The sequence below is a fragment of the Acidobacteriota bacterium genome (assembly GCA_016716435.1).
In the GTDB taxonomy this organism is placed as follows: domain Bacteria; phylum Acidobacteriota; class Blastocatellia; order Pyrinomonadales; family Pyrinomonadaceae; genus OLB17.
On the sequence record JADJWI010000003.1, the window covers coordinates 1,205,618 to 1,229,294 of the forward strand.

Sequence of the window (23,677 nt, forward strand, 5' to 3'; positions counted from 1 at the left end):
ACGATTGCCCATTTAGTGTTCACGCCGGCATCTTGCGGGCATGATAACTCGTTTAACCATGCTGAACCCCCGAGCTTTGAAGATCCTTGTACTTATTGCGTTTGCCGCAATCGCTGTCGCTTTTTTTTCGGGCCGATCCGAGGTCTCGAAGGCAACAGAGCGTTTCGCGAAGGGGCCGCTTGACGCTCCTACGGGTGTCCGGGCAACGGTCAACCTTTACGCGACAAAGATCGGCATTTATTGGGACACCGTCCGCGGAGCCACGCTTTATCGGATCTATCGCAATACGGTTGACGATTCGAATACGGCGACCGATGTCGGTACCGCGGCGGGAAACTACTTCTTTGACCTGACCGCGGTCGCCGGGCAGGCCTATTTTTATTGGGTCCGTGCCGAGAATTCGGTTACTTCTAGTTCATTTAGCGAAGCGGCGTCGGGCCGCCGGGCGAATGGGAACGTTTTTCCCGGCCCGTTTCCACCGCTTGATCCGCCGCCGGCTCCTTCAGGAAACTCGGTGACCGCTGCAAAGGCGTCTCTCGGAAAAGCATTGTTTTGGGATGAGCAACTCTCCTCGACCAATACTGTCGCTTGCGGCACTTGTCACCGCCCGGAAGCCGGCGGCCGCGACACGCGAACGATCTTCGGCGACGACGCTTCTCGAAATCCCGGTGCAGACGGAACACCGAACACTTTCGATGACGTTTTTGGTTCGCCGGGAGTTCCCAAGAACAACGCCGACGGGACATATTTCGATTCGCCGCTCTTCGCCTTTCGCACGCAGGTTACCAAGCGGAGAGCCCCAAGCTATCTCAACGCCGGTTACACTCCGAACGGCCTGTTTTGGGACGGGCGGGCAACGGGTGAGTTTCGCGACCCGCTGACAAATGAGGTCCTGATCGCCGCGGGTGCCAGCCTTGAGAGCCAGGTGCTTGGCCCGCCGGTCTCAGATATTGAGATGGCCCACGGCGGAAGGGACTGGACTCAAGGTGCGACCAGAATTGCTGCCGTCCGGCCGCTGATGCTTGCCGAGGATGTTCCGGCTTCGCTCCGAAACTGGATCGGGGATCGAAGCTATCCCGAGCTTTTTGAAGAGGCTTTTGGAACACCCGAAGTTACCCCGGCCAGGATCGCAATGGCTATTGCCAGCCATGAGCGGCAGCTTTTTTCTGATCAAACGCCTCTTGACAGATGGGGCGCGAGCATCGAGCAACTGACGCCGCAAGAGATGAACGGGCTTTCGCTTTTCGTTAATAAACGCTGTATCGATTGCCACACGGGATCGCTTCTTGCCGATAATGAGTTTCACAACATCGGCGTCCGGCCCCAGCAAGAGGATCGCGGTAGAGGTGCGATAACCAATAACCCTGTTGACGATGGAGCGTTCAAGACGCCGACGCTGCGAAACGTTGAGCTTCGCGGGCCTTACATGCGCAACGGGCAGTTCCAAACACTTGAGGAGGTCGTCGAATTTTACAACCGCGGCGGCGACCACGATGCTCCCAATATCGACCGGCAGTTGATCAGAAACCTGCAAATGACCAGCCAGGAAAAGGCGAACCTGTTGGCCTTTATGAAGCGGCCGATGACCGACATCCGTGTGCGTGATGAGCTGCCGCCATTTGACCGACCAAAGCTCTATACGGAGTCGAACCGGGTGCCGACGGTCGTTGGTGAGGGCCGGCAAGGGCTTGGCGGAAAGGTCCCAAGGGCCATCGCCGTTGAGCCGCCATTCCTCGGTAACGGCAGTTTTACCGTGGCGATCGAGGACGGAAACCCGGGAGCTCAGGCGAGACTCGTTCTTGATGATCGCGACCCGGGAATAGCTTTGAGTATGCCGGTTTCGGGTTCGCTCGGCAGCGAGATCACGACGCTGAACGCCAACGGCCGAGGCTCGATCAGTTTTCCCATCCCGAACGACCAATCGCTCGTGAACCGCGTTTTCTACGGCCGATGGTATGTGACCGACCTGAATGCGCAGCACGGATTTTCGGTCTCGCGACGGATCACATTTCGCATTTTCAGCGATCAGCCGCTCAGGCGGGCCGCGGCGTTCGTAGACATGGACGGCGACCGGCGGACAGATATCTCGATCTATCGGCGGTCGGCCGTGCAATGGTGGTACTTGCGAAGTTCGGACGACCAGAACCGTGCAATCGAGTTCGGCTCCGAAAATGTGAAACTCGTCCCGGGCGATTTCACCGGCGACGGGAAAACGGACCTGGCGACGTGGGATGCGAGTGCAGGCGTTTGGAGCGTGCTAAGGAGCGACGATCTGACATACTACGCATTCGGATGGGGCCAAGCGGGCGATGTTCCGGCCGTAGGTGACTTTGACGGGGACGGGATACATGACCACGGGATCTTTCGGCCGGCCAACGCCACCTGGTATAACCTCAGATCTTCCGGAGGAGCGATCTTCAAACAGTTCGGGACCGCCGGTGATGTTCCGCAGATCGGCGATTACGACGGCGACGGCATTGACGACCTTGCGGTTTTCCGGCCGAGCGGTGCGAACGGAGCCGAGTGGTGGATAGATGGCAGTTCGGCCGGGGTTTTTGCAACACCATTCGGGCTAGCGACCGATAAGCCGACAGCCGCGGACTTTACCGGCGACGGGAAAACGGACGCAGCTTTCTACCGGCCGGAAACAGGTCTTTGGTATGTTCTCCGCAGTGAAGATCTGAGCTTCTACGCTGCTCCTTGGGGAGCGGAGGGCGACATTCCCGTTCCCGGAGATTACGACGGCGACGGGAAGGCGGATGTTGCGGTCTTTCGTCCCTCGACGGGTATCTGGTATATCAACCGAACGCAGGCAGGCATCGGTATCTTCACTTTCGGCGTTGGTGGTGACGAACCCGTGCCGGCGTACCGGATACCGTAAAGCAAGAACGGTTGCCATTGTTTTGACTTGAGTCGAAACCTTAGGGAACCGATTTCATTGAGCCTTGGCCCTTACGGTGATATAGTTTTACTTGGAATTCCTTGCATTCCTTAAGTTCATTTCGGCACGCCTCGGCCTCGCCGTATCTTTGTAATATTGGGGACCCGTTCTTAATGAATCGATTAAAGCTTCTCGCGGTTTTTGCGTTCGCCATCCTTGCTGTTTTCTTTTTTGCATTGCGGAGCTCGATCTCGCCCGTTTCGGGGCAGGGAGTTACGGGCTCGCTGCAGCCGCCGACGGGCGTTTTGGCCTCGGACGGCGATTACACGACCAAGGTTGGCATCAATTGGGACACGATGCGCGGGGCGACGCTCTATCGCATTTACCGCAACACGCCTGACAACCCGGGCTCGGCGACAGAGGTCGGCACGTCGGCTTCGAATCTTTTCTTTGACCCGACGGCGGTGGCGGGGCAGCAATATTTCTACTGGGTTCGTGCAGAGAACGGCGGAACGGTCAGCAACCTCAGTGCCTCCGATCAAGGAACGCGAGCGACGGCCCCGAACGCCCCGAGTATTTTTTACAGCCCGCTCGAACCGCCGCCAGTTCCGGCCGGCAACCCGATCACCGCCACGAAGGCATCGCTCGGGAAAACGCTTTTTTGGGATGAGCAGATGTCCTCGACCAAAACGGTCTCGTGCGGTACTTGTCATAGGCCGGCGACCGGCGGCTCAGACCCGCGAACTGTTTTTGGAAGCAACGCAGCACGCAATCCCGGCCCGAATGGCGTTCCGGACGTTCCCGGAGCCCCGCTTGCGACGCTTGACGACATTTTCGGCTCGCCGGGCGTTCCGAAAAACAACCTCGATGGCACTTACGTTGAAGCTCCGTTCTTTGGCTTTCGCCTTCAGGTGACGGGACGCAAATCGCCCTCATATCTGAACGCGGGCTATGCCAACGGCGGGCTTTTCTGGGACGGCCGGGCGAACGATGAGTTCCGCGATCCGCTGACGAATCAGGTCATTCTTGCCGAGGGAGGAGCACTTGAAAGCCAGGTGATCGGGCCGCCGCTTTCGGATGTTGAAATGGCACATGGCGGCCGCAATTGGGTGCAGGTGGCAGATCGCATCGCGAATTCAAGGCCGCTCGCACTTGCCTCAAATCTGCCGCCATCGCTCACGAACTGGATAGACGGACGGACATATCCGGAGCTTTTTGAAGAGGCTTTCGGCACGCCGGAAGTAACGCCGGCACGGATCGCACTTGCGATCGCGACGCATGAACGGCAGCTTTTCTCCGACCGAACACCGTTCGATAAATGGGCAACGGGTGGCGGCGGACTAACAATGGGCGAGGAAGCAGGTGCCCAGCTTTTTGCCGGGACGACCTGCATGCAATGCCATGATGGCCCGCTCTTCGCCGACCATCTGTTTCACAATATCGGCGTTCGCCCGCCTGCCGAGGATCGCGGACGCGGGCTTGTTACTAACAACGTCGATAACGACGGGCAGTTCAAAACGCCGAATCTGCGGAACGTTGAGCTTCACGCTCCGTTCATGCACAACGGGAAGTTCGCCACGCTCGAGGACGTGGTGGCGTTTTACAACCGCGGCGGCGATTTTGATGCACCGAACATTGACCGCGGCGTCATCCGGCCGATGGGCCTGACAATGCAGGAGAGAGCTCAGTTGGTTGCTTTTATGAAGCGGCCGATGACCGACCCTCGCGTTCGCGATGAACTCCCGCCCTTTGATCGGCCGCAGCTCTATACCGAGTCGAGCCGCGTCCCGCAGGTCTCCGGAACGGGCCGGCCGGGCGGCGGGGCCCTTGTCCCGCGTGCGATCGCCATCGAACCGCCATTGGTCGGAAACGATAGCTTTACGGTTGCTGTTGAGGACGGTGCGGCGGGTGCGAATGCGGTTGTCGTTATCGACGCAGCCGACCCGGGAGTCGGCGCCTCGATCCCGGCCGCGGGTTCATTTGCACGCTCGACCGTAACGCTTTCCGGAACCGGCCGCGGGTCGGTCAGCCTTGCGATCCCGAACAATGCGTCCCTCATCGGCCAGACATTCTACGGCCGCTGGTACGTTCCGGATGCCGGTGCGACGAATGGTTTCTCGGTATCCAGGCTCTTTACTTTCACGGTCTTTGGCGAGGCGGCAACGCCGGCCGCTGCGACGTTCGTAGATTTTGACGGCGACCGGAAGACGGACATCTCGATCTATCGGACGGCTCTCGGGCAGTGGTGGTATCTGCGCAGCTCGGACAGCCAGAACCGGGCGTTTCAGTTCGGCGACCCGACGGACAAGATCGTCCCGGCGGACTACACCGGCGACGGCAAGACGGACGTAGCGGTCTATCGGCCCTCGGCGGGTTCGTGGTTCGTTCTCCGCAGCGACGACTTCAGCTTCTATTCCTTCCCGTTCGGAGCGGCGACGGATATTCCGGTCGCGGGCGATTTTGACGGCGACGGCAAGGCCGACCCGACCGTTTTCCGGGCGGATAGTGCGACGTGGTTCATCCTGAAATCAACCGGCGGAACGGACATCCGGTCATTTGGCGTTAGCGGCGATATTCCGCAGATCGGCGATTACGACGGCGACGGCAAGGCCGACCTTGCGGTCTTCCGTCCGAGCGGTGCGACCGGTGCCGAATGGTGGATCAGCCGCTCGACGGCGGGTGTGATCGCGGCTCAGTTCGGGCTCGCGACCGACAAGCCGGTTGCGGCCGATTTTACCGGAGACGGCAAGACGGATATCGCATTCTGGCGGCCGGATACGGGCTTCTGGTATGTGCTGAGGAGCGAGGATTCGAGCTTCTTTGCCGCTCCGTTCGGCGCGACGGGCGACATCCCGGCACCGGGCGATTATGACGGCGACGGCAAGACCGATTTCGCGGTCTTCCGGCCCTCGGTCGGCACCTGGTACGTTAACCGAAGCACCGGCGGAGTCGGCATCATCGGCTTCGGCATCGACGGCGATTATCCGGTCCCGGCGGCATGGGTTCCTTAGGCAGTTGTCAGTTGTCAGCGGTCAGTGGTCAGTGATCAGTGATCAGTGGTCGGTGGTCGGTAGCCGTACAGGCGGAAACCCGACCTGTAGGAAGGGTGTCATGAAGAAAGAAGAAAGGTTAAAGGCGAAAGAAGAGTTTCACTTTCCTGTTTTTCTTTATCAGTGGTTGAAAACTTTTCTTTTCCGGGTCCGAGAAATGAAGTTGTCTGGCTCTCTCGAAGCGATTCATTCTTCGGCCCATTTCGGGATGGGAAATGTTTCTGCTGCGTCTGACAAATGTAGCGATTCGAAAATGCCGTCGCCATTCTGATCGGAGAAAACGAAAACCGCCAGACCGCCCCGCTGACCATTTCTCGTATCGGCTGCAACCACTTTATAGCAAAAGGCCTTCTCATTGCGGTCGAAAGCAATTATCTCCCGCACGCTCCATTCGCGGCCCATCACATAGCCCGCGCAGGCCGCTTTTTCCGCCGGATCCACATCCTCGTCACAAATGGTCGAGAATCGCACAGGTGCCGTAGGGGTAAATTTCGAAGAGTAAAACCGCGGATCTGACTCAAGCGGCTCTCGGTACTGCGTGACGCGAAACTGCCGCCGGTCGAGCTGGATCCAACCGCTTTTCTTTACCAGTACCGTTGGGGTTTCCGGTATATCGGCCGTCCGTTCTTCGACAACCGGAATTGGAGCTGGCGCCTCGATTTCCGGGGCAACAGTGGAGCCCGTTTCATGGGCGGTCGAGCAGCCCGCTATAACCAACAGACCAAGAACCAAGAACAATTGCTTTCCCCGTCTTTCCATATTGTCTATCCCAAATCGGAAGCTCGATCAAATCTGAATGTACCGTTTGAACATCTGAGGGTCGCGGCACTTGCCGTTAGCGGATCGACCGAGGTGAAGCGGCCGTGGGTCGCGTTATAATACCTCGCCTGGGTGAAGTCGAGGCCGGTTTCGGCGTCTTTCTCGTAGCCCGTGAGCCCTTCCGCGTCTCGCTCTGGCCCGCATAGCCAAGCCCCGCCGCACGCTTCGGCGTCACGCTCTCCTCGCCAAAGGCCGTGTAGTCCCACCGGCTCGGTACCCGCCCGTCCTCGTCCGTAACCACCCGCGGGCTCCCAATATGACCGGCTGTCAAAGAACCAACCCACTATGATGTTCCAAAGGGAGAAAGAAGGTATATCTAGATGCTTCGATAAATCTCAAAAGATATTGGTTCAGGCGATTTCAGGATCGCCACTTTCAGCATGTCAACGTACATTCTTAGAACAAGAAAAGCGTCCGTTTCAACTATCAAACTCCTGTCATCGCTGGAGAATTCAAACCCTGAGAATTCGTAGTTCCCGATCTGCTGCGGATCCTCGACAAATAGTTCTCGAACATCGAATACTTTGAGATTGAACTCGAAAGTGGGTGCCTTCAGCTTTTTCAGAAGACCACTCTTCAGGACTGTTTGCTGGTCGAAGAGAGTCTTCTTGAACGGCACAGAAACAACACGAGCGTTCTCATCATAAACGAGATCGTCTAACGAGAACTCACAGTCGTGTACGAAGCTATCTACAAAAGCGAGCCCCTCAATGCTATCTGCCTCGTAAAATTCATTCATCTCAGCCATACGAAAATTCCAATATCCTTAAAATCCACTATTAATGTAAGCCCAAAAGATCAGGGTCAGACTTCCGATATTGCGATTCTCGAATTATTGATCTGAAACCAACGGAGTTGGGCGTGCAAGAATGCATTTCTCGTCAGCCCCAGCGGACTTAAGACGATTCGATCCTGAAAAAGCCTGAAGCCGGATGAATATTCGTTTGAGTCGAGTACTCCGCCGCAAGTTGCCCGAGGGCATTATAGACCGCCCGGCCGCGAAATGCGTCACCAAATTGGGGTAGTCCGGAAGATACGGTGGGCGGAAGTAAAACCGGGCTGGTCTCTCTGTGCGGCTTCGGACTTTGCTTTCTGTGGTCCTGGTTCTGGTCTTCCAAAGACCACAGAAGACAAAGACGAGATCCACAGAAGACACAGAAAAAAGCCTCAGAAGCCACAGACGAGTTTCCGGTGTTCTTCGTTTTCTATTTCCTCGTTCTTGATCGGCGAAGCATATGCCACCGTCTTCGACGGTTCGGGCTTTGATCGGACCGTGTCCCACATCTCGCGATGTGGGCTACATCAATCCCGTCGTCTTCGACGACTTTCGGAATTCGGTCTGCTGATAAGCATTGGATGAATCGCCCTTACTGACGTGCGGGGTTTTGCATCCGGAGACAAAAAAAGAGGCTGCCCTTTTCAGACAGCCTCGATCTTTCACGCTAATGCGTGTTTATTCGCTTCCGACGAAGTTGAGATTCGCTACGTCGGTCGTGATCGGCACCTGTTGCGGAGCGGGGAAGGTGTAACGCTTCGCCGTAGCTCCGATGGTGTAGGTCTGTCCGGGAACTACGTTATAGATGGTGTAGTTTCCGAAGCTTGTGGTCAGCACCGAGCGGCTTGCACCTTGTCCATCGGTGATCGTAATGCGTGCCAGCGGAATGCCGTAGCCGTTCGAGTCTGTGACACGCCCTGAGACAGCGACGTTTGCAACGACCGAACTTCCCGGAGCTTCGACCGGGACCGTCATCGGTTCGCCGGTCTTAAAGAAGCCGATGGTGGCGTTCTTCGTCGTCGGGGCACTGGTCGAAGTAAAGCGGAAGTTATACATCGTACCCCAGCGGATGGCGTTCGCGTTCGGGTTCTGTGCGAGTGTTTCCGTCGCCCAACTGACCGCATCGGCGTTTTGATTAACTGCCCACGCTGCCGAGCTAAAGCCGGCATTTCCGACCGTACCGTCACCGGTCCAGCCCGGATGCTGCGGTGGCGAGTGGAAGCCGACGTTCGTCACCGAAACTCCCTGTCCGGTCGGCACGCTGAACGCACCGATCGCCCGGTCGAGGTTATGGTTAAAGATCGCGTACTCATACTGCCAAGTGCCTTGGGCGATCTGTGTCACCTTGTAGGCAACATAGAACGCTCCGTCGGTGCCGCCCGCAACTCTATATTCGGTAACGGTCGCACCGGGCCATGCATGAACGGCCGGCTTCTGGCGGACCGTATTTTCGGCCGGCGAGAATGAGAACGAACCCGCCGTTCCGCCAACTGTGTAGCGACGATACGACATATTGTTGTACATGTTGCACTGCGTCGGATTCGATAGGCACCACTGATATTCGTGCGGCGTCACGTACTGCGCCTCCGCATAGTAGCGGGCTCCCTGATTGATGTCCGTACGGAGATCGTCGATTTTGGTCAGGATGCGGTGATCCGGTCCAAGGTGCGAGTGTCCGGAGTGGCTGTTCGGCGGTGTGGCCGAGTCGCCACGCGGATAAAAGCCGGTGAACGGGTTTACCCACGCACGCGAACCAAGGCTCGGACCGGCATTGAGGCTCGCCGAGTATGGATCCGAACATCCGGAGCCAAGGCGGCTGCCGCCGACGCCGTTGCAGCCATAGCCGCAGAGATTCTGCGTCAGAGCGGTAAAGGCGTGCTTCATGCTTGACTGGCCGATCTGCTCAAAGGTCACTTCGCCATTCGTACCGCCGCTCATGCGATACATATTCTGCGGAATGACCGGGTGATTGTTGCTCGGCAATGCGAACCAATCAAGGTCCACCGTTCCCGCGTTGCATGAGTTCGTTCCGACGGCAAGTCCGACGAATCCATTACTCGCGCTTCCAAACTGTGCCAGGCCATAAACATCACCGACGATCACGTCCGGGCCGGGTACCGTTCCGGCGTTGTCTTCCATGCCGTATCCAGCCGGAAGCTTGCCGCTCTCGACACCGCCGTTAACGATGCGGGCGGTCTCGATGGTACGCATCTTGGTCGAAATGTTGATCGAGCCGACGCTCTTTCCGGCGGCCTCGGGGCGCTCGAGTTCGGCAGCAAGATCGTCGGAGACCAGAACGCGGCCAGCCTTGATGGTGATCGTACGCGTTTCGGGATCGAAAGCGAATTCCGGCCCATCGACATTAAAGAAGTGGAAGCCGGTCTTCGAATCTCGCAGGATCAGCTCATATTGGCCGCCGGCGGGGAGGCTCTCGATGGCAAGGCGTTCGTACGATTCCTGCAGCTTTGTCGGAAGGTCAGCTTTCTGCTGCGGGTGGATCGGAAGCATACTCGGGATAGTTCCACGGATCTCGTTGTTGAAAACGAGCATCGCAAAGAACGCATCCTTTTCGGCCTCAAAGGCAAGGCTCTCTGTACGCGAGGAGCCCTCGGCCCCGGAAAGCAGCCCGAGGTCAACGTCAAGAGCGACGCTGCCGTTGGCTACGATCATCTTTTCAAGCAATCCGGATTCTGAGTCCGAACCGGCGACTGTGCTATTTTCGGAGAACCCGAAAATCGCAGCGAATACGGCGCAAATGCCGAGGACCGTAAAGATGGTACGGAACCGGCTGCCCAGCAACTTTTTCTTCATCAAACTTCTCCTAACGTTTCTACCTTTGGATTAACAAAGCCCTAACCTGTAAGCGGATGAGGCGCTAAAATTGAGTGAAATTGGCTTTAAAAGTTATATCACATCGACCGCCGGGTCAATAAACGAATTTGAATGATTCTAAGTCTTTTGTCGCAGGGTCGTTGCGATGCGATAAAAGCAATCTGCCGCTGTTTTGATCTTATTTCACCGGCCGTCAAAAAGTTTCTGCCCGCCGGCCCGCGGCTAAATAAATCGCCATCCAATGTGATTTAATCAAGCTAGGGCAAAGAAGGCGGTAAATCTCCCTGCATATAAAACGCTGATGGCCCGGTCCGTTCCACTAATGAAACCCGGTTGCGAAGGAAAACAAGACACGCCGAAAAAGCGCGCCAAGCTGCCCGTTATCGCCTCGGCGAGCGAGGGCAAACCGGACATGCGTAAGTCGACCATGGGCCGCTGGCGTGCGGGGGCGTTGATCGCTCTGCACCTCCTTATGGCGGCCCACATCGCGCAGTGGCTTTACACAGGCAGCACGGTCTCGCCGATCGAGCCTTCGGAGACGATGTGGACGCTCCAGCAGGGAGCGGTAAATGCCGGTGCGATCTTTTTTGCACTCGCGATCCTCTCGACGCTGATACTTGGGCGGTTCGTTTGCGGCTGGGCTTGCCACGTTGTCGCTTTGCAGGATCTTTGTGCGTGGATGCTGAAAAAGATCGGGCTTACACCGCGGCCCTTCCGCTCGCGGCTGCTGATCTTCATCCCGCTCATTGCCGCACTTTATATGTTCGTTTGGCCGACGGTGCTGAGGGCTATAACGAAGCCGGAGAACGAGCCGATCATTCCAGCTTTTAGCAATCACCTGATCACGACCGAATTCTGGGCGACCTTTCCGCCGATCGAGGTGGCGATACCATTTCTTTTCATCGTCGGTTTCATCACCGTTTACTTTCTCGGTTCGAAGGGCTTCTGCACCTATGGCTGTCCGTACGGCGGATTCTTTGCGGTCGCCGATAAGTTTGCACCGGGCCGCATTCGCGTGACCGATGCCTGCAACGAGTGCGGGCACTGCACGGCGACGTGTACCTCTAACGTGATCGTCCACGCGGAGGTGAAGAAGTACGGAATGGTGGTCGATCCGGGCTGCATGAAATGCATGGATTGCGTCAGCGTTTGCCCGAACGACGCTCTGTATTTTGGCTTCGGCAAGCCCTCGGTCGCTGTCAATACGGAGCCCTCGGCAAAGTATTCGCTGACCTGGCCCGAGGAGATATTCGCGGCGGCGGCGTTCGTGGCGGCGTACTTCGCCGTCTGGAACGTCTATCAACTCGTGCCGATGCTGATGGCGATCGGCATCGCGATCATCACGGCCTTTCTTGCAGTAAAGACATTGCATTTGTTCCGACGTGAGAGCCTTGTTTTCTATCGCTGGAGCCTTCGATCAAAGGGAAGCCTGACCCTCGCCGGCTATGCTTTTCTAGCCTTCGCGGCGGGCTGGATCGGGCTCAATGCCCACAGCGGCTGGGTGCGCTATCACGAATCAGCGGGGACGCGTGCTTTTGAGAACATCCGGGTGCCGGACGAACTTGCACTCCTGCAATCGAACCCGCAGCCGTGGCTTTCACTTGCCGATCAGGGCAACATCGCCGTGGGCCGGCGGCATCTTCAGCGGGCGGCCGAGATCGGCCTCTTCACGAACACCGATGCGATGCCGAAGCTCGCTTGGATGGAATATCTCGCGGGAAATAAGGACAAGGCTCTCGAGCTACTTTCGGTCGCGGCCGATCGGCAGAGCGGACAGCAGCGGGCACTTAGCCTCTACTACCGCGGGGCGATCCTGAATCGCTCGGGTAGGTTCGAAGAAGGGCTTCGGGGCCACGAAGCGGCACTCGCCGAACGGCCGGATCTTTCGATCGCCCTCGAGGACAAGGGCGAATCGCTCTGGATGCTCGGGCGTCGCGAGGAAGCGGTCGCAGCCTGGCAGGAAGCGGTCCGGCAGCGGCCGAATTTACCGATCGCGAGCAATTTTATTGCAGGGGCGGCCGCGGCAAGCGGCAACGCTCAACTCGCGAGCGAACTTTCACAGATGGCCGACCGGGCCACGCCGCGTGATCCGCTTTTTCAATTCATGCTCGGCCAGCGGTTGCAGAATGTAGGTATGGCGGAGCTCGCAGAACGACGCTTCGAGGCCGCATTTGCCGCCGACCCGACCCTTCGCGGCCGCCGCAGTTTTCCCGCGGCCCAGCCAAAATAAAAAGGCCGGCGGGAATTCCCATCCGGCCCAGCGCATCAATTTCCGAAGATCTATTTACATTTTGAATAACCACAGTCGCGGCAGAAGTCGCAGCCCGAGGCATGTTCGAGCTGGCCGCGGCACTCGGGGCATTCGCCGATGAGCGTCGCCATCTCGCTGTAGATCTCCTCGGCGTCGGTTGCGACGTGCATGCCTTCCGTTCCCGGCACTGCCGCTGCCACGCCCGCCCGCTGCTTCTGCAATTGGCGTTCGGAGGCGGGAAGATTTTTCAGCCGCCGGTCGGTCAGCATGAGGCACTCGGCCACTGCCTGTTCGGGCGAGGTCAGCAGCCGTTCGTTGAACCAAACGGCGTTCGTGCCTGTTACCTTGTTGAGGCTTCGGGCAACCTCGCGGACCTCAAAACCGCCGCGGAGCATCTTTGAGGCAAGCAGGCCGACGCCTTCGCTGACCGGGCCGGTCGCGAAGACCTCAAGCACCTTCTCGCCGTCGTGGTTTACCGTTACGTAAAGGTTCTGATTGTCGAATGGAATTCGCCAGGTCGAGCCCTGAAGCTCACGCGGACGCTCAACACGGGCAGAGGCCGAAAGGTCCAACCGAACGGAAGTCTCCGTGTCGCCGCGTCCCTCATTCTCCGCGTCCGAGGATCTCTCCTCTGCCTTCATCGCATTCAGAACCTGGCCTTCGCGGCTGCCGTCGCGGTAGTAGCTGACGGCCTTGCAGCCGAGCTTCCGGGCGAGGTGATAGAGTGCGTCCACCGATTCGAGCGTGTCGTCGCGGGCACCGTTGCAGGTTTTTGAGATCGAGTTATCGGTGTGCTTCTGTGCCGCGGCGAGAACGCGAACGTGCTCGTCCGAACGGATTCCCATCGCCGAAATGAAACGCGGTGGGAGCTCGGATTCGTGTGCAACGACGTGCTCGGCCGCCTGTTTTATCGATTCCTCATCAGTCTGATCGACCTCAACGCCGAGAGCCCTTGCGGCCTCGGTGTGAACATAGGTTCGCGTGCCGAGCGTATCTTGTCGGACGTATGCCCACGAGAAATTCGGCTCGATTCCCGACGAGGTTTCCGCGACAAGCGAAATGGTTCCGGTCGGTGCGATTGTCGTAACCTCATAATTTCGCGGCGTCAGCGGCACATCTTTCGCGATGCCGATCTCGTCGTAAAGAAACTTTGCGTAGGCGTCCTTGTTTGCCTCCAGCTCAGGAAAAACGCCCTTTTCGGCACCGATCGCGAGCGACGCGTTCCACGCCTCTTTCCGAACGAAGCCCATTATGCGTTCCATCAGCTCGAGCGAATGTTCGCTGCCGTACGTGATGCCGAGCTTGAGGCAGAGATCGGCAAAGCCCATGATGCCGAGCCCGACCGGCCGCGTCCGTTTGACGACGTCCTCGATGGCCGGAAGCGGGAAGTAGCCCGCGTCGATTACGTTATCGAGAAATCGCGTCGAGAGCCGCGTTACCTGCCCGAGCCTATCCCATTCGACCGAGGTTTCGACGTCGTCGGCCCCGTTCTCTTCATCGTAGAACTTCGCAACATCGATCGAGCCGAGGTTGCAGGAGTTATTGAAATGGAGCATCTGCTCGCCGCAGGGGTTGCATGCGAGGATCGGCCCCATCGACGCCATCATATGGTTATGGCGGTTGACCTCGTCGATGAAGATGATGCCCGGTTCGGCATATTTATGTGCCGAGGCGATGATGCGGTTCCAGATATCCGGTGCATAGACCATTCCGGGCATCGGCGGTTCCTCGATGGTGCAGCCTTCGAGGTCGGCGGCTTCGAAGGCGGCCTTATCGGCAAAGGTGACGGTCGAGCCATCCGGCCGGCGGTAAACTTTGTAGTCCTCGCCCGTCAGCGGGTCAAAGACCGATTGCTGCCAAGGCTCGCCGTTGAACTCGGTTTGGAACCATACCTTGCTGTCGACGGCGTCCATGAAAAGGTCGGTGACCGTCACCGAAATATTGAAATTTGTCAGGCTCGTCTGGTCGTTTTTGGCGTGGATGAAGCGAAGAACGTCCGGATGAGTGACCGCCAGAATGCCCATATTGGCACCGCGGCGGACACCGCCTTGCTTTACGACCTCGGTCGTCTGGTTGACGATGTTCATGAACGAGACCGGGCCGCTTGCGACGCCGCGGGTCGAATTGACCATCGAACCCGCCGGCCGCAGGAATTCATAGGTCATTCCGGTTCCGCCGCCGGTCTGGTGGATAACGGCGACGTTCTGGGCGTGTTCCATGATGCCCTCGATCGAATCCGGCACATTGAGCACAAAGCAAGCAGCGAGTTGGCCCTTCGGCTTGCCGGCATTGACGAGGCACGGCGTGTTTGGAATGAACTCGCGGCGGAGCATCACGGCGGACATATCGCGATAGAACATCGACTGTGCCGTCGGGTCTTTTTCGGCACGGGAGACGTGGCCGACGACACGGCGGACGATGTCCGCCCAGGTCTCGAGGGCCTCGCCGTGCTCGTCCTTAATGGCGTATCGCTTGGCGACGACCTTCTGGGCGTTGAGTCCAAGCGGGCGTGCTTCGATGCCCGGTGCCGCTCCCGTTGCTCCGTTTCCGCTGGAGACAATGCTCCTCGTGCCGGTCTCAATGGCTGTGCTCATTCTCCGTTTCTCCTGTTAGATGTAACCTAGATTTTAAGGCTTTTGGGCCGGAGTTTCTAACCGAAAGCTAGCGATGCCGAAAATTTGCTTGAAAGGCTTTCGTGCCGGCCGGGCAACTTGCCGTAAAGGGGAACTCGTCCCGAGTGTTTCAAATCCTAACCCCGAAATATGGTAATGTCAAGAACTTTTTCATACTACATATTGTGGTAAGTGCAATAAAAGCAACACCTGCGGCCGTAAGTTGAAGTAAAGGCTTAAGTTCCGCCTTTGCCGGAAAATTTCACCGAATTGCGGCCGGTTTGACTTTGGCAAACGCGATTTCCGACACTCTAAACAATGGACAAACTGATTCATGCAACAGCGGCCGATGGGACCGTCCGCGTAATCTCGGCAGTAACAACGGGCATCGTTGCGGAAGCCGTCCGGCGGCACGGAACCTCGCCGACCGTCTCCGCCGCCTTGGGGCGAATGCTCACGGGGACGCTCCTGCTGGGTTCGACAATAAAGGAATTTGACCGGCTGACGGTGAAGATAGATTGCCGCGGCGAGGTCGGCGGCATTACCGCCGAGGCGACGAAGATCGGGACCGTCCGCGGTTTTGTAAAAAACCCGATCGCCGAGCCGCCGCCGAAGCCCAACGGCAAATTTGACGTAAGCGGGATCGTCGGCGAAGGGAATTTCGTGGTTATCCGCGAGGCCGGTTTTGAGATCGGCTTTCGGCCTGAGCCATATGTCGGCTCGGTGCCGATCGTCTCGGGCGAGATCGCCGAGGACTTCGCCTATTATCTCGCCAAGTCCGAGCAGATTCCGTCGGCCGTGCTACTTGGCGTTTTGCTTCAGAACACGGAACCCTTTGTTGCGGCCTCGGGCGGAGTGCTTATCCAGATGATGCCCGGAGCGAATGACCACATCGTGACCATGATCGAGGACACAGTAGGCCGAGCACCGCATGTGACCGAGCTTGTCAAAGAAGGTGCAGGCCCTGAAGACCTTGCCCGTATCGCTTTAGGCGTGATCGATTTTGAAGTGCTGGAAGAAAGGCCGGTGAGCTTTGCGTGTACCTGCTCGCTTGAAAAAGCATCGGCAATGATCGCCGCGCTAGGCGAGGCCGAGGTGAGGACGATGATCGCAGAAGAAACCGGCGCCGTAATGAACTGCGGCTTTTGTAACGAAACGTATAACCTCACCGACGCTGATCTCGCGAAGCTACTTTCAGGAAATAGTTGATCCTAAGGAACGCGAACGGGTTGGATCCACGCGAACCTTCCGTTCGATTCGTAGATCTTTGCGCGAACGTAGCCCTCGTCGCCCTTGAATTTATAGACGGCGGGATTTTCGATTGATTCCGCGATCACGCGGCCGCCCTTGCCGATGAATTCAACCCGATAGCGGCTGGCTCTCGCGGGCTTGATCTTTATAGAGATGCCGGTTTGGTCAATGGCGACGTCCTCGAGTTCGACGCCGGTCGAGCCGTAAAAATCGCCACGGTCGAGTGCCGCGAGGATGGCCGCGGGTGTGAGCTCCGCCGCACGGACATATACCCACGCCTGTCCCGGCAAAGCAGCAGTGCGGTCGCCAGGCCGGGTAAATGTATGAGAGTCGTCATCGGCGATGCCGTAGATCATCATCCCGCCGGTAAGGAGTTCATCCCAGATGGCTTCGACCGAGGGCGAGCCGCCGCCGCCGAGATTATTGACGAGCGGATGGCCGTTATAGACCTCCATCAGGTTGATATTCTTCAGCTGACGAATATCGGCTGCCGTAAGTGCCCAGCCGAAATTCGGGTGATTTAGCTGCGGAATACCGCCCTTCGCCCGGACGTCGTCGATGTTCTTCTGCAGCGTCGCGACCGCACCGGAGAGCCGGTTCGGCATCACGACCTCGCGAAGCCCGAGCCCATTGATGTGGTATGGCTTTCCGCCAAAGCTGTCCGTTACTTCCTGGCCGGAGATGATAAGAAAAGCGTCCCGCTTGCCAAAAAGGGCATTGAGCGGAGCGACCTCGGTTATGTACTCATGGTCGGTGATCACCACGAACTGGTAGCCGTTGCGCCGGTACCATTTGACGACCTCGTCCGCCGGACTGTCCCCATCACTATTGGTCGTATGGGTGTGAGTATTGCCCTTGTACCAGTTCAGCCGCTTGCCCGCCGGCTGTGCCTCCGCCTGCCCGGCCAGAACCGCCACCAACGTCATCAACGCGAGAATTCTTTTCATTGCACCTATATTAGACGCGATCCGCGTCGGGTCAAGGACAAAAGCGGGCTGTGTTAATCTAATGATCGAAATTGCCTGAGCTTCGTATAACAGAGATATTTCTTTCGGTGCAGGGCGAGTCGTCGCATGCGGGGCGGCCGTGCGCTTTTGTGCGGCTGACGGGCTGCCCGATGCGGTGCGTTTGGTGCGATAGCGAATATACGTTCACCGGGGGCGAGCGGATGCGCTTTGAGCAGATCTTCGAGCAGCTCGGGGAATTCGGTTGTCCGCTGGTCGAGGTGACGGGCGGCGAACCGCTTGCGCAGAAGAATGTATTTCCGTTCATCGAGAGGCTTTGCGACGGCGGCTACGAAGTGCTGATCGAGACGGGCGGATATGTTTCAACCGAGAAGGTCGATCCGAGGGCAAAGATCATTCTGGACGTGAAATGTCCCGCCTCCGGCGAGGCCGAGCGGAACCACTGGCCGAACCTTGAAAGGCTTCGCCCGGACCGCGACGAGGTCAAGTTCGTCATTGCCGACCTCGCCGATTGTGATTTTGCGAAGGGCATCATCGCCGAGTATCATCTCGAAAAACGAGCGAAGGAGATTCTTATCTCGCCGGTCTTCGGCGTCGAAAATCTGGCGGATATCGCCGAAGCGGTCGCGGCGAGCGGCCTCCGGGTTCGGCTCAACCTTCAGCTTCACAAATACATCTGGGGGCCAGACGTTCACGGAGTTTAGACCTCGTGGACCGTAAATCGTGAGTCGTAAATTCAACATGAATCCGAGACGTGACCAATGCCGGCGATCTCTTGTTTTTTCAATTTCCAATGATCCAATTTTCAATTGACAATTTTTCGGAGAAACGTTGGTTGGTAATCATATGAAGAAGATAATTTTGGTTGCAGTGGTGGTTGCTTTCGTTGCGGTTTCGGCGATGGCCCAAGCGAGGCCGCAGCCGGCGGGAAGCCCCGCGGTGCCTTCGCTTGATGAGCGGATCAAGACTGAGATCGGCGACTTTAAGGGCAAGGTCTGGATCTATGCCAAAAACCTCGATACGGGCAAGGAATACGGCATGCGGGCCGATGAACAGGTGCGGACGGCGAGCACCATCAAGCTGCCGATCATGACAGAAGTCTTTAGGCAGGTAGCCGAGGGCAAGATCGCGTGGACCGATCCGATCGAGATAACAAAAGCGGTGAAGGTCGGCGGTTCGGGCATTCTTTTTGAGTTTACAGACGGAACGAAGATAGACGTAAAGACGGCGATGACGCTGATGATCGTCCAATCAGACAACACGGCGACGAACGTCATTCTGGACAAGGTTTCGAGCAATTCGGTCAACGACTTTATGGCAAAGCTCGGGCTGAACGACACGCTCTCGCTTCGCAAGATCGGCGGCGGAGGTGACGCAAAGGCCTGGGACGAGCCGGTCAACAAGCTCTTCGGCATCGGGCGTTCATCGCCGCGGGATATGGTCAGGCTGCTCGAGATGCTGGAGAAAGGCGAGGTCGTCTCGAAGGAAGCATCGGCCGAGATGATCGCGATATTAAGACGGCAGCAGTACAAGGACGGTATCGGCCGCAACGCACTCGACACGGTGCCGGTCGCGTCGAAGTCCGGCTCGCTCGACCGCCTGCGATCGGACGTCGGCATAGTTTACACACGCCGCGGCCGCATCGCGATGGCGATCACGGTCGATGACATGCCGGTCGTGCAATACATAATGGATGACATGGGCAATGAGCTGATCTGGAGATTATCGCAGATATTGCAAGAGGGATTGGCGAGGTAATTTTGAAATCGCTTCGCAAGTATAGTTGGAGAATGCAAATGCGCGAACGTGATATCGATAAAGTGATCTCACTTGTTAAGGAACGCTTTTCAAATGTCCGAGTTGATCAGTTACAGGTAACCAGTCCGAACGATGATGATGGAATTTGGTACTTTTGGATTCCGGGCGCCGAGCGTGACGAGTTTCACGTTGAGAACAGTTTCGGCATGTGTCCTTTCTATTGCGAGACATATAGATCGAATGAACGATTTACAACAGAAAGCATCACAGCGACCGTTGATTTGATCTGCAGTCATTTATCGACAGCATCAAACGAAAACGTGCCTTTGGCTATTTGTCTTGTATCCGGCGGACTAGATAGCTGTGTTACCGCTGCCATCGCAAGGAATGAGAACTCCTATATAGCGATGCTTCATATCTCTTATGGACAGCGAACAGAAGAACGCGAACGCTTGGCATTTAACCGGATCGCCGGATTCTATAACGCCTATCGTATTCTTGACGTATCGATCGAATACCTCGCAAAGATCGGCGGTTCATCGCTGACGGATTCCAACATTGCCGTGACCGACGCCGATCTTGACTCGAAGGAAATACCCACGAGCTATGTGCCGTTTCGGAATGCGAATATGCTGGCGATAGCGACGAGCTGGGCTGAGGTTCTGGGGGCGACGAGTATTTACATCGGTGCGGTCGCTGAGGACTCGAGCGGTTATCCGGATTGCCGGCCCGAGTTTTACGAGGCGTTTCAGCAAACGATCAACACGGGAACTAAGCCCGACACCCGCGTCGAAATTCGAACGCCGATAATTCATCTCTCAAAAGCCGAGATCGTAGAAAAGGGAATCGAGCTCGGAGCTCCGCTTCATCTCACATGGTCTTGCTATCGCAACGAAACGCTCGCCTGCGGTAAGTGCGATTCATGTGCTCTGCGGCTCCGGGGATTTGAACGAGCCGGTGTGAAGGATCCTATCGCTTATCAAGCATCATGATACTTGTCTTTAGATTTTCTTCGATCCGCTTGCGGTTTAGCGAACTGGCCGCCCGCTTACCCAGGCGGTTCTGACTGCTTGTTGAGGGCTTCGCTTTTACGCTTCTCGAGTTCTTCTATCTTCAATTTCAGTTCGTTGATCTCCACATCGATCTTTTCGATATCCGTCTCGCCTGCGCTTAGGCGATGAAAGACAGGCGTTATGACCGTTACGGCGGCGATCAGTATCGATAGAACGCCGATCGTTCGGAAAACGAGATCGCTCTCGCCTTCCGGTTCGAACCACATCAGATAGAGAATGATCGCCGCGTGCAGGAGGTCGCAGGCTGCGGCGAATGGATAGCTCCAGGCGAATCGCCGGTCGAGACGTGCGAGGCGGAGCAGCGAGAGGTGCGAGGCGACGATGGCACCGATCACAAGCGTCATGGTCGTTTTGATATAGGTCTCGTTGTCATCGAGCACGTTCCAGATAATGAGGAAAAGGGCGAGGGCGGAGACGACCGAGAGAACGATGCCGGCAAGCGGAAGCTTGCGGCCGCGGCCCGCCTCGTAACATGCACCGCAGGCGAGCCCAAGGATGCTCGTCGCGGTTACGGTCAGCGTGGTCATCAGCACGCGGAGCTCAAACTCGCCGAAGCTCCCGGCAATGACGACGACGATACCGAGAACGGCACTTAATGCGACAGATGCGATCAGCGTGTTCAAGAATATTTTGCGGGTATTCATCACGATCCTCCAGCGGAAATCTACTCTTTTCGCGATAGAATGCAAGTCCCGCGGGGCTGCCCCGTTCAGTTAGGCAAGAGCGCGAGAGCGGTCGGGAAGGCTTAAAGACAATTGAGACAATTAAGGAGGATGTGATGAAAGCGGTTCAAACGGGTGTATTCGGGATCTTGGTGATAGCGGTAAGTATTTTTGCGGCGGCGGCACAGTCCGCGTTGATCACGGGAAATAGTGCGGGAGCGGTCAAGATCGGGATGACGGTCGCCGAGGTACGCAAGGCGGTTGCTCCGATGAAGCTTGAGCGGTCAAGCGACGGCGAGGGCATTGCCCTGATCGCCGTAAAACGTGGCGACGAGATCGTGATGACACTCTTCGCCGGTGAAGAAGACCGCGATGCGAAGATCACTGAGACGGCAAAGGTCGAGTACATAATGGTCTGGGACAAGAACTATCGGACGGCCGCGGGGGTTCACCCGGAAATGCGGATCGCCGATGCTGAAAAGATCTACGGCAAGGTTAAACAGATCATCAGAAGCGAGATCGAGTCCCGCGAGTATGTGACCTTCACAAACCACCCTGCAGGGATCGAGATGCGAATTCTCGGCAAGGACGATATGGCCGGCGTTTATGCCCAAGGGACTTGGAGAACCGACAAGTATTCGGCAGATGCGTATATCTTCACGATCGACATTGATGGTTCCGAAGTGGCTCAAACGGGCAAGCCAACGCCGGAGTTCGCGAGCGCCTACACCGAGCTGACCGCGGGCTGCACGAGCGTAGGCGGCGAGGAAGGCGGCCATGTTTCAACGATGTGCAAAGGTCCCGGCGGATTTCAGGTTCATTACTTCGATGCCGCGACGATCTATCAGCTCAACGTTGCGGATGCGACGCGCGAATGGGAAGAGCCGGTCGTGAGCTTCGGGCTCGATAAGCTCAAGGCGGTCGGCCGGGTCGAATGGAGATTGGCCGATGGTGTTCCTTTTGCGGTTGCCGTCAAGGACCCGAGCAACGGGCGGATCATCGTCCGTGGGCTCAAGGGCTTCGAGCGGATCAAGTTCGAATCAAGCGGCAAAAATGCTGTGACGGATGCTCAAAGCGGAGCGGACAACGAATACCGCGATGCCATACTTCCAGTCAAGCGGATCGACCTCGAAGGAGCGATGATGGCGGCCGTTGTGTCCGGCACGCTCGAATCCTTTGACGACCGCAAGCGGTATTCGTTCGTCGGTGCGGCTGGTGACAGGGTTACGGTAAAGATAGAAACGAGTGAATGGAGCGGCGAGGAAGGCCCGATCATGGTCGGCACCGTTCGCCGGCCCGATGGCTCGACCGACGGTGCACCGGGCGGAATGGTCTTCGATGAGGTCCTTGCTGAGGGCGGAGAATACGAGGTTATCGTCAGCCAGAATGCGGCGAAGTCGCGAGCAGAGAATATTCAATTCAAAGTTACGGTTTCAAAAGCGAAGAGCGGCAGTTAAGCAACCGAAAGGCGGTCGCGGGTGACGGCGGTGGGGTCGAGGTCTCCGATGGCTCCGAACGCGATGTGTTCGGAGCGGAAAAACTCCTCTGCTAGTTCCGCGACCGCTTCCTCGGTGACCGCCTCTACTTTTGCGAGAGTTTCCTCGACCGCGATCTGGTGTCCGTGGAGCAGCTCCATGCTGGCGAGCGTTCCGGCCCGGCCGGCTGAGTCCTCAAGCCCGAGCAGGATCGACGCACGCGTTTGATCTTTCATCAACTGGATCTCATCGGCCCTGACGCCGTTGCGGACGATCGAGCGCATCTCATCAAGCACGATATCGACGACCTCGTCCACCTGTTCCGGCGAGGTCGCGGCCGAAACCATAAACATCCCGCAGTCGCTAAAAAGCAGTGCCGATGCACCAACACTATAGGCGAGCCCGCGTTCTTCGCGGACCTTTTGCCAGAGCCGGCTCGATGTTCCGCCGCCGATGGCATTGGCGAGAAGCTCAGCAGCATACCTTCGTTCGTCGCGGGCACCGATAAATGGCGTTGCCATTATGAGGTGGGCCTGCTCGAGCTCCGGTTTGTATTCGATGACGAGCGGGGCAGCGACGGCCGGGGCAGCCATCAGCGTGAACTGCGGAGTAATGCCGTTCGGCGTGCGAAACTCGAGCCTTTCGGCGAGTTCAGCGACCGCGTCGTGTTCGATGTTGCCGGCCGCGGCAATAACAAGATTTTGCGGAGCGAATGCGGCCGCGTGGTAGTTTAGCGTGACCTCTCGCCCAAAGCTCCTGACGGTCTCGGGAGTGCCGGCAATGGAGAGCCCGAGCTGATGGCCGGGAAAGAATTCGCGATGGAAAATATCGCCGAGATATTCCTCGGGCGAGTCGTCGATCATCTTCATTTCCTCGATGATGACGCGCTGCTCGCTCTCAAGGTCGGCCTCTTCAAAGCGTGGATCGGTCAGCATTTCGGCGATAAGGCCGAAGGCGGCCGGAAGCTGTTCGTCGATGACCTTTATCGCGAACCCGGTCTCTTCGTGGGTCGTGAAGGCGTCAAGATTGCCGCCAAGCCGGTCTTGCTCGCGGGCGATCTCTATCGCCGAACGCCGAGAGGTTCCTTTAAAGACGGCGTGTTCGATGAAGTGCGAAATGCCGTTCAGGTTGGTCGGTTCGTTTCGCGAGCCGACGCGGAAAAAGAAACCGAGCGTTGCCGAACGCACACCCGCCATCCGATCCGTCAGAACAGTGAGCCCGTTGGCTAGCCGCGTTTCCCTGATTTGTTCCTTCATTAGCGCCAAAACCTAAA

16 protein-coding genes are annotated in these 23,677 nt (G+C 57.4%); 8 read left to right on the forward strand and 8 right to left on the reverse strand.

What is annotated here, in order from left to right; all coding sequences use genetic code 11:
- The first annotated feature begins 58 nt into the window (after positions 1 to 58).
- Both IPM21_08995 and IPM21_09000 read left to right on the forward strand, forming a co-directional pair.
- Positions 59 to 2,881: a hypothetical protein gene (locus tag IPM21_08995; protein ID MBK9164036.1), complete on the forward strand. Its 2,823-nt coding sequence runs from the start codon at positions 59 to 61 to the stop codon at positions 2,879 to 2,881.
- A 173-nt stretch (positions 2,882 to 3,054) separates the two neighbouring features.
- Positions 3,055 to 5,892: a hypothetical protein gene (locus IPM21_09000; protein ID MBK9164037.1), complete on the forward strand. Its 2,838-nt coding sequence runs from the start codon at positions 3,055 to 3,057 to the stop codon at positions 5,890 to 5,892.
- A gap of 225 nt (positions 5,893 to 6,117) precedes the next feature.
- Here the strand turns inward: IPM21_09000 and IPM21_09005 are convergent, their stop codons facing one another.
- The 4 genes from IPM21_09005 to IPM21_09020 all read right to left on the reverse strand — a co-directional run bounded on the left by IPM21_09005 (position 6,118) and on the right by IPM21_09020 (position 10,336).
- Positions 6,118 to 6,690, reverse strand: a complete 573-nt coding sequence (locus tag IPM21_09005) for a hypothetical protein (protein MBK9164038.1) — start codon at positions 6,688 to 6,690, stop codon at positions 6,118 to 6,120.
- A gap of 5 nt (positions 6,691 to 6,695) precedes the next feature.
- Complete coding sequence (locus tag IPM21_09010; GenBank protein ID MBK9164039.1) at positions 6,696 to 7,034, reverse strand: hypothetical protein; 339 nt, start codon at positions 7,032 to 7,034, stop codon at positions 6,696 to 6,698.
- A gap of 32 nt (positions 7,035 to 7,066) precedes the next feature.
- Positions 7,067 to 7,498: a hypothetical protein gene (locus IPM21_09015; GenBank protein ID MBK9164040.1), complete on the reverse strand. Its 432-nt coding sequence runs from the start codon at positions 7,496 to 7,498 to the stop codon at positions 7,067 to 7,069.
- Positions 7,499 to 8,203: 705 nt separating this feature from the next.
- Positions 8,204 to 10,336: a carboxypeptidase regulatory-like domain-containing protein gene (locus IPM21_09020; protein MBK9164041.1), complete on the reverse strand. Its 2,133-nt coding sequence runs from the start codon at positions 10,334 to 10,336 to the stop codon at positions 8,204 to 8,206.
- Positions 10,337 to 10,679: 343 nt separating this feature from the next.
- On the opposite strand from IPM21_09020, the gene IPM21_09025 reads away from it, so the two are divergent.
- Positions 10,680 to 12,587 (forward strand): 4Fe-4S binding protein, encoded by a 1,908-nt coding sequence (locus tag IPM21_09025; GenBank protein ID MBK9164042.1) that lies wholly within the window; start codon positions 10,680 to 10,682, stop codon positions 12,585 to 12,587.
- 50 nt (positions 12,588 to 12,637) lie between these two features.
- On the opposite strand, the gene IPM21_09030 is transcribed toward IPM21_09025, so the two are convergent.
- Positions 12,638 to 15,202 (reverse strand): adenosylcobalamin-dependent ribonucleoside-diphosphate reductase, encoded by a 2,565-nt coding sequence (locus IPM21_09030; GenBank protein ID MBK9164043.1) that lies wholly within the window; start codon positions 15,200 to 15,202, stop codon positions 12,638 to 12,640.
- Positions 15,203 to 15,538: 336 nt separating this feature from the next.
- Between IPM21_09030 and hslO the strand changes: the two genes are divergently transcribed.
- Positions 15,539 to 16,429, forward strand: coding sequence for an Hsp33 family molecular chaperone HslO (hslO, locus tag IPM21_09035; GenBank protein ID MBK9164044.1), 891 nt, complete (start codon positions 15,539 to 15,541; stop codon positions 16,427 to 16,429).
- A 2-nt stretch (positions 16,430 to 16,431) separates the two neighbouring features.
- On the opposite strand, the gene IPM21_09040 is transcribed toward hslO, so the two are convergent.
- Complete coding sequence (locus tag IPM21_09040) at positions 16,432 to 17,418, reverse strand: PHP domain-containing protein (protein ID MBK9164045.1); 987 nt, start codon at positions 17,416 to 17,418, stop codon at positions 16,432 to 16,434.
- Positions 17,419 to 17,489: 71 nt separating this feature from the next.
- Between IPM21_09040 and IPM21_09045 the strand changes: the two genes are divergently transcribed.
- The 3 genes from IPM21_09045 (at position 17,490) to queC (ending at position 20,186) form a co-directional block, all read left to right on the forward strand.
- Positions 17,490 to 18,140: a radical SAM protein gene (locus IPM21_09045; GenBank protein ID MBK9164046.1), complete on the forward strand. Its 651-nt coding sequence runs from the start codon at positions 17,490 to 17,492 to the stop codon at positions 18,138 to 18,140.
- Between the two features lie 142 nt (positions 18,141 to 18,282).
- Positions 18,283 to 19,194 carry a serine hydrolase gene (locus tag IPM21_09050; GenBank protein MBK9164047.1) on the forward strand — a complete coding sequence of 304 codons (912 nt, stop codon included), beginning with the start codon at positions 18,283 to 18,285 and terminating at the stop codon, positions 19,192 to 19,194.
- A 206-nt stretch (positions 19,195 to 19,400) separates the two neighbouring features.
- The gene (gene queC, locus IPM21_09055; protein ID MBK9164048.1) at positions 19,401 to 20,186 is read left to right on the forward strand and encodes a 7-cyano-7-deazaguanine synthase QueC; all 786 of its coding nucleotides are present in this window, start codon (positions 19,401 to 19,403) and stop codon (positions 20,184 to 20,186) included.
- Between the two features lie 56 nt (positions 20,187 to 20,242).
- Here queC and IPM21_09060 read toward each other — a convergent pair whose 3' ends face one another.
- Positions 20,243 to 20,911, reverse strand: coding sequence for a hypothetical protein (locus IPM21_09060; GenBank protein ID MBK9164049.1), 669 nt, complete (start codon positions 20,909 to 20,911; stop codon positions 20,243 to 20,245).
- A gap of 134 nt (positions 20,912 to 21,045) precedes the next feature.
- Here IPM21_09060 and IPM21_09065 point away from each other — a divergent pair, with 134 nt between their 5' ends.
- The gene (locus IPM21_09065) at positions 21,046 to 22,386 is read left to right on the forward strand and encodes a hypothetical protein (protein ID MBK9164050.1); all 1,341 of its coding nucleotides are present in this window, start codon (positions 21,046 to 21,048) and stop codon (positions 22,384 to 22,386) included.
- Here IPM21_09065 and IPM21_09070 read toward each other — a convergent pair.
- Complete coding sequence (locus IPM21_09070) at positions 22,383 to 23,660, reverse strand: insulinase family protein (GenBank protein ID MBK9164051.1); 1,278 nt, start codon at positions 23,658 to 23,660, stop codon at positions 22,383 to 22,385. The genes IPM21_09065 and IPM21_09070 overlap by 4 nt on opposite strands.
- Between the last annotated feature and the right edge of the window lie 17 nt (positions 23,661 to 23,677).